General features: G+C 45.2%; 15 protein-coding genes. All 15 read left to right on the forward strand.

What is annotated here, in order from left to right; genetic code table 11:
* The first annotated feature begins 23 nt into the window (after window positions 1-23).
* The 15 genes from tsf to infB all read left to right on the forward strand — a co-directional run bounded on the left by tsf (window position 24) and on the right by infB (window position 15,667).
* A complete protein-coding gene (tsf, locus tag ACHOLT_RS08895; RefSeq protein WP_425807365.1) occupies window positions 24-677 on the forward strand; it encodes a translation elongation factor Ts in 654 nt (217 codons plus the stop codon).
* A gap of 102 nt (window positions 678-779) precedes the next feature.
* On the forward strand, window positions 780-1,511 hold the full coding sequence (gene pyrH / locus ACHOLT_RS08900) for a UMP kinase (protein WP_425807367.1): 732 nt from the start codon (window positions 780-782) through the stop codon (window positions 1,509-1,511).
* The gene (gene frr / locus ACHOLT_RS08905; RefSeq protein WP_425807368.1) at window positions 1,501-2,058 is read left to right on the forward strand and encodes a ribosome recycling factor; all 558 of its coding nucleotides are present in this window, start codon (window positions 1,501-1,503) and stop codon (window positions 2,056-2,058) included. The genes pyrH and frr overlap by 11 nt, the downstream gene beginning before the upstream one ends.
* Before the next feature lie 87 nt (window positions 2,059-2,145).
* Window positions 2,146-2,913, forward strand: a complete 768-nt coding sequence (locus tag ACHOLT_RS08910) for an isoprenyl transferase (RefSeq protein ID WP_425807371.1) — start codon at window positions 2,146-2,148, stop codon at window positions 2,911-2,913.
* Between the two features lie 10 nt (window positions 2,914-2,923).
* Window positions 2,924-3,709, forward strand: a complete 786-nt coding sequence (locus tag ACHOLT_RS08915; RefSeq protein WP_425807372.1) for a phosphatidate cytidylyltransferase — start codon at window positions 2,924-2,926, stop codon at window positions 3,707-3,709.
* A 6-nt stretch (window positions 3,710-3,715) separates the two neighbouring features.
* The gene (ytvI, locus tag ACHOLT_RS08920) at window positions 3,716-4,822 is read left to right on the forward strand and encodes a sporulation integral membrane protein YtvI (RefSeq protein WP_425807374.1); all 1,107 of its coding nucleotides are present in this window, start codon (window positions 3,716-3,718) and stop codon (window positions 4,820-4,822) included.
* A 22-nt stretch (window positions 4,823-4,844) separates the two neighbouring features.
* Window positions 4,845-5,993 carry a 1-deoxy-D-xylulose-5-phosphate reductoisomerase gene (locus ACHOLT_RS08925; protein WP_425807376.1) on the forward strand — a complete coding sequence of 383 codons (1,149 nt, stop codon included), beginning with the start codon at window positions 4,845-4,847 and terminating at the stop codon, window positions 5,991-5,993.
* A 43-nt stretch (window positions 5,994-6,036) separates the two neighbouring features.
* Entirely contained in the window at window positions 6,037-7,095 is a 1,059-nt protein-coding gene (rseP, locus tag ACHOLT_RS08930) for an RIP metalloprotease RseP (RefSeq protein ID WP_425807961.1), read from the forward strand.
* A gap of 12 nt (window positions 7,096-7,107) precedes the next feature.
* Complete coding sequence (gene ispG / locus ACHOLT_RS08935; RefSeq protein WP_425807379.1) at window positions 7,108-8,190, forward strand: flavodoxin-dependent (E)-4-hydroxy-3-methylbut-2-enyl-diphosphate synthase; 1,083 nt, start codon at window positions 7,108-7,110, stop codon at window positions 8,188-8,190.
* Window positions 8,191-8,194: 4 nt separating this feature from the next.
* Window positions 8,195-9,916 carry a proline--tRNA ligase gene (locus tag ACHOLT_RS08940; protein ID WP_425807381.1) on the forward strand — a complete coding sequence of 574 codons (1,722 nt, stop codon included), beginning with the start codon at window positions 8,195-8,197 and terminating at the stop codon, window positions 9,914-9,916.
* A gap of 247 nt (window positions 9,917-10,163) precedes the next feature.
* A complete protein-coding gene (rimP, locus tag ACHOLT_RS08945) occupies window positions 10,164-10,622 on the forward strand; it encodes a ribosome maturation factor RimP (protein WP_425807383.1) in 459 nt (152 codons plus the stop codon).
* 46 nt (window positions 10,623-10,668) lie between these two features.
* Complete coding sequence (gene nusA, locus ACHOLT_RS08950) at window positions 10,669-12,057, forward strand: transcription termination factor NusA (protein WP_425807384.1); 1,389 nt, start codon at window positions 10,669-10,671, stop codon at window positions 12,055-12,057.
* Window positions 12,058-12,061: 4 nt separating this feature from the next.
* Window positions 12,062-12,328 carry an RNase P modulator RnpM gene (gene rnpM, locus ACHOLT_RS08955; RefSeq protein ID WP_425807385.1) on the forward strand — a complete coding sequence of 89 codons (267 nt, stop codon included), beginning with the start codon at window positions 12,062-12,064 and terminating at the stop codon, window positions 12,326-12,328.
* Window positions 12,325-12,621 (forward strand): L7Ae/L30e/S12e/Gadd45 family ribosomal protein, encoded by a 297-nt coding sequence (locus ACHOLT_RS08960; RefSeq protein WP_425807386.1) that lies wholly within the window; start codon window positions 12,325-12,327, stop codon window positions 12,619-12,621. The genes rnpM and ACHOLT_RS08960 overlap by 4 nt, the downstream gene beginning before the upstream one ends.
* Window positions 12,622-12,667: 46 nt before the next feature.
* Window positions 12,668-15,667 (forward strand): translation initiation factor IF-2, encoded by a 3,000-nt coding sequence (gene infB / locus ACHOLT_RS08965; protein WP_425807387.1) that lies wholly within the window; start codon window positions 12,668-12,670, stop codon window positions 15,665-15,667.
* Window positions 15,668-15,688: the final 21 nt, after the last annotated feature.

A 15,688-nucleotide genomic window follows, 5' to 3' on the forward strand; every position in this document is an offset into this window, starting at 1 on the left:
TACATAAAGTTGGAGGGTTTGAAATGGCTGAAATTACTGCGGCTCTGGTAAAAGAGCTTCGTGAACGTACCGGTGCAGGAATGATGGATTGTAAAAAGGCTTTAACTGAAGTTAACGGCGATGTTGATAAAGCTATCGACCTCTTGCGGGAAAAGGGTTTAGCGGCCGCTGCGAAAAAAGAAGGGCGGATTGCAGCTGAAGGTGTTGTTGAATCTTATATTCATGGCGGCGGAAGAATCGGCGTTCTCCTTGAAGTGAACTGCGAAACTGACTTTGTGGCTCAAACCGAAGAATTTAAGCTCTTCGTTAAAGATATTGCTTTGCAAATTGCTGCAGCACGGCCTGAGTATCTTGTTAAAGAAGAAGTACCGGAAGATGTGCTTAACCATGAAAAGGAAATTCTGAGAGCACAAGCGCTTAATGAGGGAAAACCTGAAAAAATTATTGAAAAAATGGTTGAAGGCAGAATTTCAAAATTCTATAAAGAAGTTTGCCTGATGGAGCAGGCTTTTGTTAAAGACCCCGATAAAACCATTCATGATCTCGTCTTAGAAAAAACGGCTAAGATCGGTGAACGGATTGTTATTCGCCGCTTTACTCGCTATGAATTAGGCGAAGGACTTGAAAAGAGACAAGAAGACTTCGCAGCTGAAGTTATGAAGGAAATGAACCGCTAAGGAAGCGTCTAGAGAACACTCAGGTGTTCTCTTTTTCGGATTGCCTGAAATTCAAAAAGGAAATGCTTAAACAATGTAGAAATAATGACTGGAGGTTCAACCATGGATACACCACGCTACCATCGCGTTATATTGAAACTGAGCGGAGAGGCTTTAGCAGGAAGTCAAGGGTTCGGTATCGCTCACAATATGCTGGTAACGGTTGCAAAGCAAGTCGCGGAAATTCGCAAACTGGGAGTAGAAGTTGCTCTAGTCGTCGGCGGAGGCAATATTTGGCGGGGGATTGCAGGAAGTTCTCAAGGAATGGATCGCGCTACTGCCGATTACATGGGAATGTTGGCAACAGTCATGAACGCACTGGCCTTGCAGGATGCTTTGGAGAAAGCAGGTATGGCGACTCGGGTTTTATCTGCGATCGAAATGAGGCAAGTGGCAGAACCTTATATTCGCCGGCGTGCAATCCGGCATATGGAAAAAGGGCGGATTGTTATTTTTGCTGCAGGTACAGGTAATCCCTATTTCTCAACGGATACAACAGCGGCGTTAAGGGCTGCTGAAATAGAAGCCGAGGCTATTCTCATGGCGAAGCGTGTCGACGGAGTCTATGATTCAGATCCCTTGAAAAATCCTTCGGCAGTTAAGTTTGACCGCCTGAGTTATTTAGAAGTGCTTAGCCGGGGCTTAAAGGTTATGGATTCGACAGCGGCATCACTTTGTATGGATAACAATATTCCGCTTATTATATTTAACCTTAACAAAGATGGGAATATTTATAAAGCGATCATGGGAGAAACTATAGGTACTTATGTAGGGAGGGACATTAATGATCAGTGAGGTTTTAAAAGACACGGAAGAACGTATGCGTAAAGGGGCAGAGTCCTTGCGTAAAGAGTATACGTTGATTCGCGCAGGTCGAGCTAATCCGAGTATGCTTGAACGTGTAACTGCCGAATACTACGGAACCACCACTCCGATTAACCAGCTGGCTAATATTTCTGTACCTGAATCTCGGATGCTTGTCATTCAGCCTTGGGATAAATCGGCTTTGCCTGCCATTGAAAAAGGAATACTCAAGTCGGATTTAGATCTGAATCCTTCAAGCGATGGAATTGTCATCCGTCTTATTATTCCTCAGTTAACGTCTGAACGGAGAACTGAACTCGTTAAGACCGTTAAGAAAAAAGCGGAAGACGCAAGAGTTGCCGTTCGCAATATTCGCAGGGATACTAATGATCAGCTTAAGAAGCTGGAAAAGGATCATATGGCTTCAGAGGATGAGATCAAAAGAGCCCAAGAGGATGTACAAAAGATGACGGATAAGTTTATTAAAGAGATAGACCAGACAATGGAAGCTAAAGAAAACGAAATCATGGAAGTATAAAATAAAACAAATGGATATATGTGCTCTGACCCCCTCACTTTTTAGGGGGTCTTTGACCACTTTTACCGGTCAATTGGAGGTGAGAGAATGTGGCTTAGCTTTAGAAATAAAGATAAAGAAGCGTTTTCCTCAGAGGGGATAGATATTGAACGTCTGCCGCAGCATATTGCGATTATCATGGACGGAAACGGTCGGTGGGCGAAAAGAAGAGGATTGCCTCGGTCCATGGGGCATCGTGCAGGAGTAGAGGCGCTTCGGGATATCGTCAAGACTTGCTCGAATTTAGGGGTTAAAGTCCTGACGCTATATGCATTTTCTACTGAAAATTGGCGAAGGCCGAAAGAGGAAGTCGGTGTGTTAATGACACTGCTGACCGACTATCTGCGGCGGGAGCTTAATGAACTACATGAAAATCAAGTTAATATTCGGACTTTGGGAGATATTACATATTTGCCTCTTGATGCCCAGAAGGAACTGGCAAAATCAGTCGCAAGAACTCGAAACAATCCAGGCTTAATTCTTAATTTGGCTTTAAACTATGGCGGACGTGCCGAACTCACAAGAGCTTTTCAGAAAATAGCTGAAGAAGTTGAGCAAGGGAAGAAACTTCCCAGGGAAATCAATGAAGAGTTGATTAGTTCCCACTTATTTACTGCAGGATTACCGGACCCAGATCTGCTGATTAGGACTTCTGGTGAAATGCGACTCAGTAATTTTATGTTATGGCAGCTTGCATATACTGAAATTGTCGTTTTAGAACAGTTTTGGCCTGATTTTAATCCTAAAGCCTTACTTGATGCGATCAGGGAGTATCAACAGCGAGATCGCCGTTTTGGCGGTCTCAAAAAGGAATGAAGGAGTCAGTATGTTAATTAGAACCATCAGTGCCCTTATCGGAGCGCCGCTCCTTCTCGGTTTGACTTATCTCGGCGGTCCGTATACTGAGCTTTTAACGGCAGTAATAGGGATTATAGCACTCCATGAATTTCAGGAAATCGGTCGCAGACTTGGCATAAATATCTGGACAGTGATGACAATCGGTGTTTCTGTTATCTGGATTTTGTTTCTCAATCTTAATATAAATAATTGGATGTTTCCCTTTATTCTATTTTGGTTGTTACTTGCTATGGGAAGAATGGGCATTCAGTATCCTAAGGTGCAGCTTTCTGAAATCAGCTATAATTTTTTTAGTGTTATTTATACCGTGATTCTCAGTTCATACTTGTATTTACTCCGTTCCCTGGAACAAGGGATGGCTTGGGCTTTTTTAGCCTTTATTCTGGTATGGACGACGGATACCTTTGCATATCTTATAGGGAGGGCCATGGGCAGACATAAACTGGCTCCTGAGGTCAGTCCCAAGAAGACAATAGAGGGTTCAATTGGCGGATTGCTTGGAGCATTGTTAATCGGTTATTCAGCGTCAAGGATCATGGGCGGAATGCCCTGGACTTCCTTCCTGCTTCTGAGCTTTATTGTAGGGATCTGTGCCCAAATCGGTGATCTTTTTGAATCCGCCCTTAAACGAAGTGCGCATGTTAAGGACTCGGGAACCTTAATTCCCGGACACGGCGGTTTCTTAGACAGGTTTGACAGCATGTTATTTACATTCCCGATGATTTATTACTGGGTTTTGTTTTTCGTGAGGTGATAATATATGAACAGGTCACTAAAGCATCAACTTGTGCTTAATCTTAATCGTTTGGCAATAGTTACGAGCGTGATGGTTATTCTCAAACTCTTCACCTATTTTTTTCAGGAATTTCTGCCGGTTTTCGGTCAGGTTATAAGTTCCCTTTTTTCTGCCTTTTTGCCTTTTATTCTTGCGCTTCTAATTGCCCTTGTTATGGAGCCGATAGTTGTACAGCTCATGCAGGTTTTAAAACTGAAACGTTCTTATGCAGCAGTTTTAAGCTTAATTTTAGTGATTTTAGGAATTGGACTTTTCATATCTTTAATTCTTGTTAGACTTTATAATGAACTATCCGATTTATCGATTACTATGCCGGATTATAATTATCTGATGGCGTTATTTAATCAACAAATTGACAGCTTTGAAAAATTTATTGTGATCAATCCTCAAATTCAGGCGACCTTAAACTCCTCGCTTGCATCGCTGTTAAAATCAATGCAAAGTTGGGCAGCATCTGCAAGTTTAGCCCTGCTCAGCTTCTTGGCGGCGGTTCCCGGTTTTTTGTTTGTATTAGTCGTTGCTATTGTGGCAGCGCTTTTGGTCAGTTCGAGCTTCCCAGGAATTAAACGCTTTTTTGTGGGACTTGTTCCTCGGAATTGGCATGCAGGTGCACAAACGGTAAGTCAGGATCTTGGATCAGCGATTATCGGATTTCTTCGTGCAGAGACCATTTTGATTTCGATTACAGGCTTAACATTGACCGTAGGTTTATTGCTGATGGGTAATCGGTATGCTTTTACGATGGGTTTTTTGGCCGCATTTCTTGACCTATTACCTATTGTAGGCACAGGTATACTATTTGTTCCATGGATTATCGGATTGATTTTAATGCGGGCTGTGAGTGATGCCGTAAAGCTGCTTGTCATTTGGGTCATAGCTATAGTTATTCGGCAAATGCTTGAACCTAAGATTATGTCTAAAAGCATTGGACTCCACCCTTTGCCAACACTCATTTCCATGTATGTTGGTCTAAAGCTGCTGGGGGGGGCTGGTTTAGTGATCGGACCTGGATTGGTTATTTTATATGAGGCTTTAAGAAAATCAGGAATTTTTACGGACCCTAGAACTTAACTTAAATGGAAGTGAGATTAGATTGAAAACGTTAAGCATCCTCGGATCAACAGGCTCCATTGGCACGCAGACTTTAGATGTAGTCCGTGAAAATCCGGATCAGCTTCGAGTTTATGCACTCGCAGCAGGAAGCAATGTTGATAAAATAGAACAACAGGTTCGCGAGTTTAAACCGCAAAGAGTGGCCCTGATGAATGAAGAGGCGGCAGAAGAGCTGAAAAGTCGTTTATCCGATCTTCCGATTCCTGTTGAACAAGGGATGAAGGGAATGATCTCCGCGGTTACCGCCGATGAACCCGATACGATTGTTACGGCTATAAGCGGAAGAATAGGTTTAGAACCAACCCTGACTGCTTTAAACGCAGGAAAAAATATTGCCTTGGCTAATAAAGAAACCCTTGTTGCCGGAGGAGATCTTGTGATGGAAACTGCCCGTAAATTGGGGTGTTCCATTATTCCCGTTGACAGTGAACACTCCGCTATTTTTCAATGCTTAGAGGAGCCTAAGGGTACTTTGGATAAACTCCTGATTACGGCCTCCGGAGGACCATTCTTAGGCTGGCCGCATGAAAAATTAAAAGGCGTAACCCCTGAAATGGCACTAAAGCATCCGAATTGGAGTATGGGCGCTAAAATTACGATTGATTCGGCGACAATGATGAATAAGGGACTTGAGGTGATTGAGGCCCATCACCTTTTCGGTTTGAATTATGATAAAATCGAAGTATTAATTCATCCGCAAAGTGTTGTTCACTCAATGGTTCAATATCAAGATGGAAGCGTTTTAGCCCAACTGGGCCGTCCGGATATGCGATTGCCCATTCAATATGCCTTAAGTTATCCCACCCGATGGCCGAGTTCATTTGAAAGGCTGGATCTTAGGGGGAAAACCTTGACATTCCAGGAGCCAAACCTTCAAGAGACGCCGGCCCTTGCACTCGCGTATGAGGTTGGACGACGGGGGGGAACTCTTCCAGCGGTTATGAACGCTGCCAACGAAGTTTCGGTTTATGCCTTTTTAGAAGGAAAAATCGGATATTTACAAATCGTTGAAATCGTGGAAGCAGTTTGTCAGGAACACGAGGTGTTAGATATTACAGATTTGGAAAGCATACTAGAAGCAGACGAGTGGGCCCGCAAGCGAGCAAAAGAGAGAATTATAAATTCGTAAGGGGTAATTGTAGGGATTTCCGTGATGAGGAGGGATTTTTGTGATCACTAATGCCTTAGCCATTATCTTTGTTTTCGGGTTGCTGGTCATGATTCATGAGTTTGGGCACTTTATGGTTGCACGATGGAATGGAATCAAAGTTCTTGAATTTGCCTTTGGATTTGGTCCCAAACTTATAGGGTTTCAGGGTAAAGAAACGTATTATGCGATTCGCGCCGTTCCCTTAGGCGGATTTGTACGATTATATGGAATGGATCCTGAAATCGATGAAAATGGCGAGCAGGTCTTGGCCCCCTCGCATGATCCCCAAAGCTACATGAATAAAAAGGTCTGGCAAAAGATGTCCGTTATTGCTGCCGGTCCAATCATGAATTTTGTCTTGGCCATTTTTCTATTCATGATTGTTTTTGCCTATTATGGGATTCCTACTGCAGGAAATGGCATTGGATCTCTCATTCAGGGAAAACCTGCTGAGAAGATTGGGCTTCAGGTCGGGGCAAAAATTCAAGCGATTGATGGTGCGGCTACCCCTGACTGGAATACCTTAACGAATGCAATTCATTCCAAACCGAATCAAAAGATTACCTTAACTGTCGAATACGCCGGAAAGGTTCAGAACGTAACATTACAAACGGAAAAGGATGCCCAGACGGGTTATGGTATGGTTGGAATTGCGCCGGAAGTCATTTATCAGAAAACATCCCTTTTGGATTCAGCTAAATTAGGAATGCAAAAAACAATTGAATTTACACGATTTATTGTTATCACACTAACCGAGATGATCACCGGCAAGGTTCCTGCGGAAGTAGGAGGGCCGGTCGCTATTGCTCAGGCAATTGGTGAAGGAGCTCAGCAGGGATTTGCAAGTTTACTGGGTTTAACAGGAATTTTAAGTATTCAGCTTGGGTTATTAAATCTCTTTCCGATTCCTGCCTTGGATGGAAGCCGTTTAGTTTTTCTTTTAATCGAAGGGTTAAGGGGGAAACCGGTGAAACCTGAGCGCGAAAATTTTATCCATTTTGTTGGATTTGTGTTACTTCTTGCAGTGATGATCGCTGTAACCTACCAGGATATTCTTAAACTCTTTGTTAGCAAAGGGTAGGAGGCAAGCATTGTGCCAAGAAAACAGACGAAAGAAGTTAAGATTGGCCATGTCACTATAGGCGGTGGAGCACCTATAGTGATCCAATCAATGACAAATACGGATACTCGTGATGTACTGGCAACTTTGAAACAGATTGAGGCTTTAGCACAAGCAGGCTGTGAGGTTGTGCGTATTGCCGTTCTTGATCAAGATGCGGCATACGCGGTTAAAGAAATTGCATCTCAAAGTATGCTTCCCGTGATTGCAGATATTCATTTCGATTATCGTTTAGCTCTGATTGCAATCGAACAGGGAATTCACGGTTTACGGCTTAATCCAGGAAATATTGGAGCCCGCTGGAAGGTTCAAGAGGTTGTGCGCGCTGTTAAGGAACGGGAAATCCCGATCCGCATTGGCGTTAATGGGGGCTCCTTAGATAAAGAGATCCGCGAAAAATATCACGGAATTACGGCGGAGGGAATGGTTGAAAGCGCTTTAAATCATATCCATATCCTTGAAGAGGAAGGATATGATAAAATAAAAGTCTCCTTAAAGGCATCCGAGGTCCCGCTGATGCTTAAAGCGTATCGTTTAATGTCTGAAACCGTGGATTACCCCCTGCATGTTGGTGTAACCGAAGCGGGGACTGTTCGCTCCGGCTTGATAAAATCCGCCGTCGGGATTGGGACTTTGCTGGCGGAAGGAATCGGCGATACGATTCGTGTCTCGCTGACAGGCGATCCGGTGCAAGAGATCCCGGTTGCGCTTGGAATCTTAAGGACCTTAGGATTAAAAGAACGCAGTGTTGATTTGATCAGCTGTCCGACATGCGGCCGAACTCAGGTTAATCTGGCCGAATTGGCTGATCAAGTGGAAATGAAGCTTTCGCATCTTCCAGTTTTGGACAGGCCTTTAAAAGTGGCGGTTATGGGCTGTGCAGTAAATGGTCCGGGTGAAGCACGAGAAGCTGACTTTGGCATTGCCGGCGGGAAGGGAATGGGGCTCCTCTTCCGGAAGGGTGAAATTGTGGCGAGAATGCCTGAGGCAGAACTGCTGCCCGCCTTACTTGAAGAAATTGAGAATTATGTTAAAGAACATAGAAAGGATGAATAATTAGATGCGTGTAAGTCAGGTACTCGTTCCAACATTACGGGAAGTTCCAGCTGAGGCTGAAGTTGTAAGCCAAAAGTTAATGCTTCGGGCAGGACTGATTCGCAAATCAGCTGCAGGAATTTATACGTATTTACCCTTAGGCTTAAGAATTTTAAAGAAGATTGAGCAAATTGTTCGCGAAGAAATGGATGCTAAAGGCGGACAAGAGGTTCTCCTGCCGATTGTTCAGCCGGCAGAATTATGGCGTGAAACGGGCCGTTGGGATGTATACGGGCCGGAAATGTTTCGTGTAACCGACCGCCATGAGCGTGAATTTTGTCTTGGCCCGACACATGAAGAGATCGTAACCGATCTCGTACGGGGAGAGGTTCGTTCTTATAAGCAACTTCCTCTGCTTCTTTACCAGATCCAAAATAAATATCGGGATGAACGGCGTCCGCGCTTCGGTTTAATGAGAGGCCGGGAATTCGTGATGAAGGACCTCTACTCCTTTGACCGTGACGAGGCGGGACTCGCTGAAAGTTATAACAAAATGTATGACGCTTATACACGCATCTTTTCACGCTGCGGCTTGACCTTCCGTCCAGTTGAAGCAGATGCGGGGGCAATCGGCGGAAGTGGAGGAACCCACGAATTTATGGTTCTCGCTGATTCCGGTGAGGCTGCCGTCGTCTATTGTCCCGACTGCGACTATGCGGCAAATGTCGAGAAAGCGGAATGCAGCCCGCATCCAATTGAGAGTGAAACAGTAAATGGGGAATACGAGCGCGTTGCAACACCGGACTCGAAGACGATCGACCAAGTCTCTGATTTCTTAGGGTTAGGAAAACATGAACTGGTTAAATCGATCTTATATCAAGGCGATGATCAAATCTTCCTGGTTCTTGTCCGCGGCGACCGTGAAATCAATGAAATTAAACTGAACAATATGCTTGGACCATTTGTTAATCTTCAGCTTGCAGCTGCTGAAACCGTAAGAGAGACTTTAGGATGCGAGCCTGGATTTGTTGGACCGATCAATGCGGCTAAGGATTTAAAAATCGTAGCTGACCTGGAAGTTCCTTTGATGAAAAGGGCAGCATGCGGGGCTAATCAGCCGGACCAGCATTATGTCAATGTCCTGCCTGAGCGCGACTTCCGGATGGATCAAGTTTTTGATTTGCGCATGGTCAATGCAGGTGAAAAATGTCCTAAATGCGGCGGCTCTTTACAAGAGGCCCGCGGTATTGAAGTCGGACAAGTCTTTAAATTGGGAACGAAGTATTCTAAAGCCTTGAATGCAACCTTTTTAGATGAAAATGGGCAGGAAAAACCGTGTGTCATGGGATGCTACGGGGTCGGGGTCAGCCGGACTATTGCTGCCGCAATTGAGCAAAACAATGATAAGGACGGGATCATCTGGCCTATTCCGATTGCACCGTTCCATGTTATTTTAGTACCTGTAAGCATGAAAGATACCCAAGTAGCCGAAACAGCAGATAAGCTTTACGAGGAGATGCGTAAGGCTGGGGTGGAAGTCATCATCGATGATCGTGATGAACGCCCAGGTGTTAAATTTAAAGATGCCGACCTGGTAGGATATCCCCTTCGTGTAACTGTAGGGAGCAAGACGCTGGCTGAGGGAAAAGTTGAGCTTCGCTTCCGCAAATCGGGAGAGATGGAGCTTGTGAAGGTCGAAGAACTTACAGCGCGCGTTAAAGAGATTATTACGGAAGCGTTGAAGTAATACCGCGTATTTTAATCTCCATTTATTTCCCTTTTTATTTCCCTCAGGTGTTGCGATTGCTTGCAGGATATGCTATAGTTTAAAATGGAATTGAAGGAATAAATTAAGGAGTGGGTTTTGAACCCACTCTTTCATTTACGCGATCAAAGAAATTAAATGGTTTAACATTTGCGATACATAAAAAGTATAACTTTACCAAACCTTCGTAAGACTAGTTAAAGCAGGTTTTTATAAAAGGAGAGATAAAATGGGACAGCCAGTCACACAAAAGGTTGAAGCTTTGATTACTCCGATTATTCGGGAGCATGGGCTTGAACTGGTGGATGTAGAGTACATAAAAGAAGGCGCACATTGGTACCTTCGTCTTTATATTGATAAGGAAGAAGGAGTAGATCTCGACGATTGCACGAACATAAGTCACGCAGTGAGTGAACTCCTGGATCAGAATGATCCAATTCCTCAAGCCTACATGTTGGAAGTCTCTTCACCAGGTTTGGAACGCCCCTTAAAAAAGGACCAAGATTTTATCCGTTTTCAAGGTGAGTTGATCCATATTCGCACCCGAGAAACTTATCAAGGATATCAAGAGTTTACAGGATATTTAGTAGGGCTTATCAATAACGAGATAGTTCTTGAATATGAGGATGAGAAGATCGCAGTTCCGAGAGATATTGTAGAAAAAGCAAATTTAGCATTGGACTTTTAGAGAGGATCTATCTTATTTAACTAAACACAAGGGGGAAAGATTAAAAATGAATATGGAATTCATTGAGGCCTTGCATGAATTAGAAAAGGAGCGAGGAATTTCAGCGGAAGTTTTATTTGAAACAATCGAAGCGGCATTAATTTCAGCTTATAAGAAGAATTTTGCATCACTGCAAAATGTTCGTGTAAGCATTGATCGGATAACAGGAGAGTTCAAGGTTTTTTCGCGCAAAACGGTTGTTGATGAAGTTGAAGACAGCCGGACTCAGGTTTCATTGGCTGAAGCCCGCAAAATCGATCCCAATTACAATCTTGAGGATGTCGTCGAATATGAAGTAACACCACGCGATTTCGGACGAATTGCAGCGCAAACCGCGAAGCAAGTTGTTGTCCAAAGAATTCGCGAAGCTGAACGTGGAATGATTTATGATGAGTATATTAACCGCGAAGGGGATATCGTCACTGGGGTTGTTCAGCGTTACGATCAAAAAAATGTCATTGTCGATTTAGGCAAGGTTGAAGCCATTTTGATGGCGCAGGAACAAATCCCGGGAGAGACGTATCAGTCGTTTGAACGGATTAAAACTTACGTTGTGGAAGTTAAAAAAACGACGAAGGGACCGCAGATCATGCTGTCCAGAACGCATCCCGGCTTGATTAAACGCCTTTTTGAACTGGAAGTCCCTGAAATTCACGATGGCTTTGTTGAAATTAAAGGAGTTTCTCGTGAAGCAGGCGCTCGTTCAAAACTGGCAGTTTATTCCCGGGATCCGAATGTTGACGCGGTAGGGGCTTGCGTCGGCCCTAAGGGAAGCCGGGTTCAGAGCATCGTCAATGAACTCAAAGGCGAAAAAATTGATATTGTTAATTATTCAGCAGATCCTGAGGAATTTGTAGCTAACGCACTTTCTCCGGCTAAGGTCGTTGGGGTTTATCCTAAGCCGAATGAGAAGGTTGCCCTAGTTGTTGTTCCTGATTATCAGCTTTCCTTAGCTATTGGCAAGGAAGGTCAAAATGCCCGTTTGGCTGCTAAATTAACGAACTGGAAAATTGATATTAAGAGTGAATCGCAAGCATTGGCTCAAAATCTTATTCCGGAAGAAACCGATCAAGATGCAGCTGAATACGATGAATACGAGAATTACGATGAAAATTATGACGACTATGATGAAAATGCTGAGTATGACGAATATGACGAGTATGATGAAAACGCTGAGTACGATGAAAACGCAGAGTATGACGAAAATGCTGAATATGATGAAAATGGTGAGTACGATGTAAATTCGGAGTACGACGAGTACTCTGATTATACGGATGAATCAGCAGATTATGGTGAAGGTAATTCAGATCTTGACATAAATGTCCAAACAGAAGAGACTCACGATTCAGCCCCTTCCGAGCCGACGAAGAGTAAAAAGAAAAAAGGGAAGAAGTGAGAGAATGAAGGCGCGTAAAATTCCGATGCGCATGTGCTTGGGCTGCCAAGAAATGAAACCTAAAAAAGAACTTGTACGTATTGTCCGGACACCTGAAGGAACCGTTGAACTCGATCCAACAGGAAAACGTAATGGCCGAGGCGCATATATTTGTCCGCAAGTAGAGTGCCTTAAGGCAGCAGTAAAAGGCAATCGGTTTCAAAAGGCATTGGACATCGCTCTTTCTCCAGAATTGATTCAAGAATTAGAAGGGAAGCTGGCCGATTCGTGATAGAACGGATTTATTCTTTGTTGGGTATTGCTCGCAGAGCAGGAAAAATAACCTCCGGCGAGTCTCAAGTTGAAGCTATGCTGAAAAAAAGCAAAGGCAATTTGCTTATTTTGGCTGAAGATGCGCCGGGTACTCATAAAAAATACACACAATGGGCTGAAGATTTAAAGATACCGGTACTTATCCAAGGTAACAAAGTGGGGTTGGGAAAAGCTATTGGTTTATCGCAACGCTCAACAGTTTTAGTGATGGATGAAGGATTTGCCAAAGCGATCTTAAAGGTAAGGAGCTGACGGCTTGGAGTATATATCGGGTGCTGAATAAGTGGGGGTGGTTGTATTGAGTATTCGTGTTCACGAATTAGCAAAAGAATTAAACCTAAGTAGTAAGGATGTTATGGCAAAGTTAGAAAACATGGGAGTTGACGTAAAGAATCATTTAAGTGCTGTAGAAAAGGCGGATGCAGATCGTCTCCGTGCCCAAGTGACTCATCCAAAGGGTAAGGAGCAAGATAAAGAGATGCCCCACACTTTAGCCCCAGGAGAAAATAAAAAAGAATCCGGGTTAAAACCTCAAGCTGGAGTGGAAGGCCATCACCAAAGTTCTCGTGCAGGAATGGAAGACCGTCCGCAAGGCCCACGTCCAGGAATGGGAGATCGACCGCAAGGCCCACGTCCAGGAATGGGAGATCGACCGCAAGGCCCACGTCCAGGAATGGGAGATCGTCCGCAAGGCCCACGCCCAGGAATGGGAGATCGTCCGCAAGGCCCACGTCCAGGAATGGGAGATCGACCGCAAGGCCCACGCCCAGGAATGGGAGATCGTCCGCAAGGTCCACGTCCAGGAATGGGAGATCGTCCGCAAGGCCCACGTCCAGGAATGGGAGATCGTCCGCAAGGCCCACGCCCAGGGACGGGAGATCGTCCGCAAGGCCCGCGCCCAGGGATGGGAGACCGCCCGCATGGCCCACGTCCGGGGATGGGAGATCGTCCGCAAGGCCCGCGTCCAGGGATGGGAGACCGTCCGCATGGCCCACGTCCAGGGATGGGAGATCGTCCGCAAGGTCCACGTCCAGGAATGGGAGATCGTCCGCAAGGTCCACGCCCAGGGATGGGAGATCGTCCGCAAGGTCCACGTCCAGGAATGGGAGATCGTCCGCAAGGTCCACGCCCAGGGATGGGAGATCGTCCTCATGGCCCACGTCCGGGGATGGGAGACCGTCCGCAAGGCCCGCGTCCAGGGATGGGAGACCGTCCGCATGGCCCACGTCCGGGGATGGGAGACCGTCCGCAAGGCCCGCGTCCGGGGATGGGAGACCGTCCGCAAGGCCCGCGTCCGGGGATGGGAGACCGTCCGCATGGCCCGCGTCCAGGGATGGGAGACCGTCCGCAAGGTCCGCGCCCAGGGGCTGCACGTCCCCAGGCTGCACCAGCATCTTCACCACTCGAACCACCAAAACGCCAAAATAATGAGAAGAAGAAAACTCAAGATCGATATTTCGAACGTAAGAAAGAGATGGAAAAGGATATTCGTACCCGTCAGCATAAACGCAGTAATAGGAACGAGCCCAAAGAAGTACGGGATACGACTCCTAAGCATATCGTAATTCCAGAATCTTTAACGGTTCAAGATCTAGCTGCCATAATGAGCCGAAAATCAGGTGAGCTTATTAAAAAGCTTATGGATCTAGGCGTTATGGCAACAATCAACCAGGAAATTGATGCGGAAACCGCTACGATTCTTGCGACAGAAATGGGCGTAACCGTAGAGGTTAAAGTTGAGAAGCCGTTAACTGAAATTGAAGAAATCGAAGATGATCCAGCTGAGATGGTTTTCCGGCCTCCTGTTGTTACGGTTATGGGCCACGTTGACCATGGTAAAACATCTTTACTTGATGCCATCAGAGCAACAAACGTTACAGCTTCCGAAGCTGGAGGAATTACCCAGCATATCGGTGCTTACCAAGTTGAAATTAAAGGCCAAAAGATTACCTTCCTTGACACGCCGGGCCACGAAGCTTTCACCGCTATGCGTGCTCGCGGTGCCCAGGTAACAGATATCGCAGTTCTTGTTGTTGCAGCAGACGATGGTGTTATGCCTCAAACCATTGAAGCAATTAACCATGCTAAAGCAGCAGAAGTTCCGATTATCGTTGCTATTAACAAGATTGATAAAGAAAATGCTCAACCGGATCACGTTAAACAAGAATTGACGGAATATGGTCTAGTTGTTGAGGAATGGGGTGGCGATACAATTGCTGTCCCGGTATCCGCAAAAGGAAGACAAAATATTGGTCAATTACTTGAAATGATCCTGCTTGTTGCTGAAATGCGGGAGCTTAAAGCGAATCCTAATCGTCTGGCGACAGGTACAGTCATTGAAGCAGAACTTGATAAAGGTAAGGGACCTGTTGCAACTGTTCTAGTCTCAAAAGGAACGCTTAATGTTGGAGATATTATCTTAGCCGGTTCTGCTTTTGGCAAGATCAGGGCGATGGTTGATGATAAAGGCCGTCGGGTTAAAAAGGCGGGACCCTCTATGCCAGTCGAAGTTCAGGGGCTTAACGAAGTACCGGATGCGGGAGATGTTTTCAATGCTGTAGAAGATGAGAAACATGCTCGTCAAGTTGCGACAGCTCGTGCAAACGAACGAAAGGCTGAAGAGGCGCGGCAATTTACAAAAGTCAGCTTGGAAGACTTGTTTGACCGGATTAAAGAGGGAGAAGTCAAGGAACTCAATGTCATCATCAAGGCGGATGTTCAAGGATCTATCGAAGCTTTAAGACAGTCCCTGCTTAAATTATCCACGAGTGAAGTTCGTGTCAATGCCATTCATGGCGGGGTTGGGGCGATTACAGAGACCGATATTATGTTGGCTGCGGCTTCGAATGCAATTATTATTGGTTTTAACGTTCGACCGGATTCGAACACGAAAGCAACAGCTGAGTTAGAGGGCGTGGACATCCGACTCTATCGTGTCATCTATGATGCGATTGAAGATGTTAAGGCGGCTATGAGCGGAATGCTTGATCCTGATTTTAAAGAAGTTGTACAAGGGCGAGCAGAGGTTCGCCAAGTTTTCAAAGTGCCTAAGGTTGGAAGCGTAGCTGGAAGCTATGTAACCGAAGGAAAAATCACCCGGGCCTCAAAAGTTCGTGTGATTCGAGACGGCGTAGTCATTCATGAGGGCAATCTTGAGTCCCTCAGGCGTTTCAAGGACGATGTTAAAGAAGTATTGGAAGGGTTCGAATGCGGGATTGGCGTAGAAAACTTTAATGATATCAAGGAAGGCGATGTCATTGAAGGATTTATTATGGAAGAAGTGAAACGCGAGCTCTAATCTAACCCTGGAGGGATGACT

The organism is Desulfitobacterium nosdiversum, assembly GCF_049860565.1.
Lineage (GTDB): Bacteria > Bacillota > Desulfitobacteriia > Desulfitobacteriales > Desulfitobacteriaceae > Desulfitobacterium_A > Desulfitobacterium_A nosdiversum.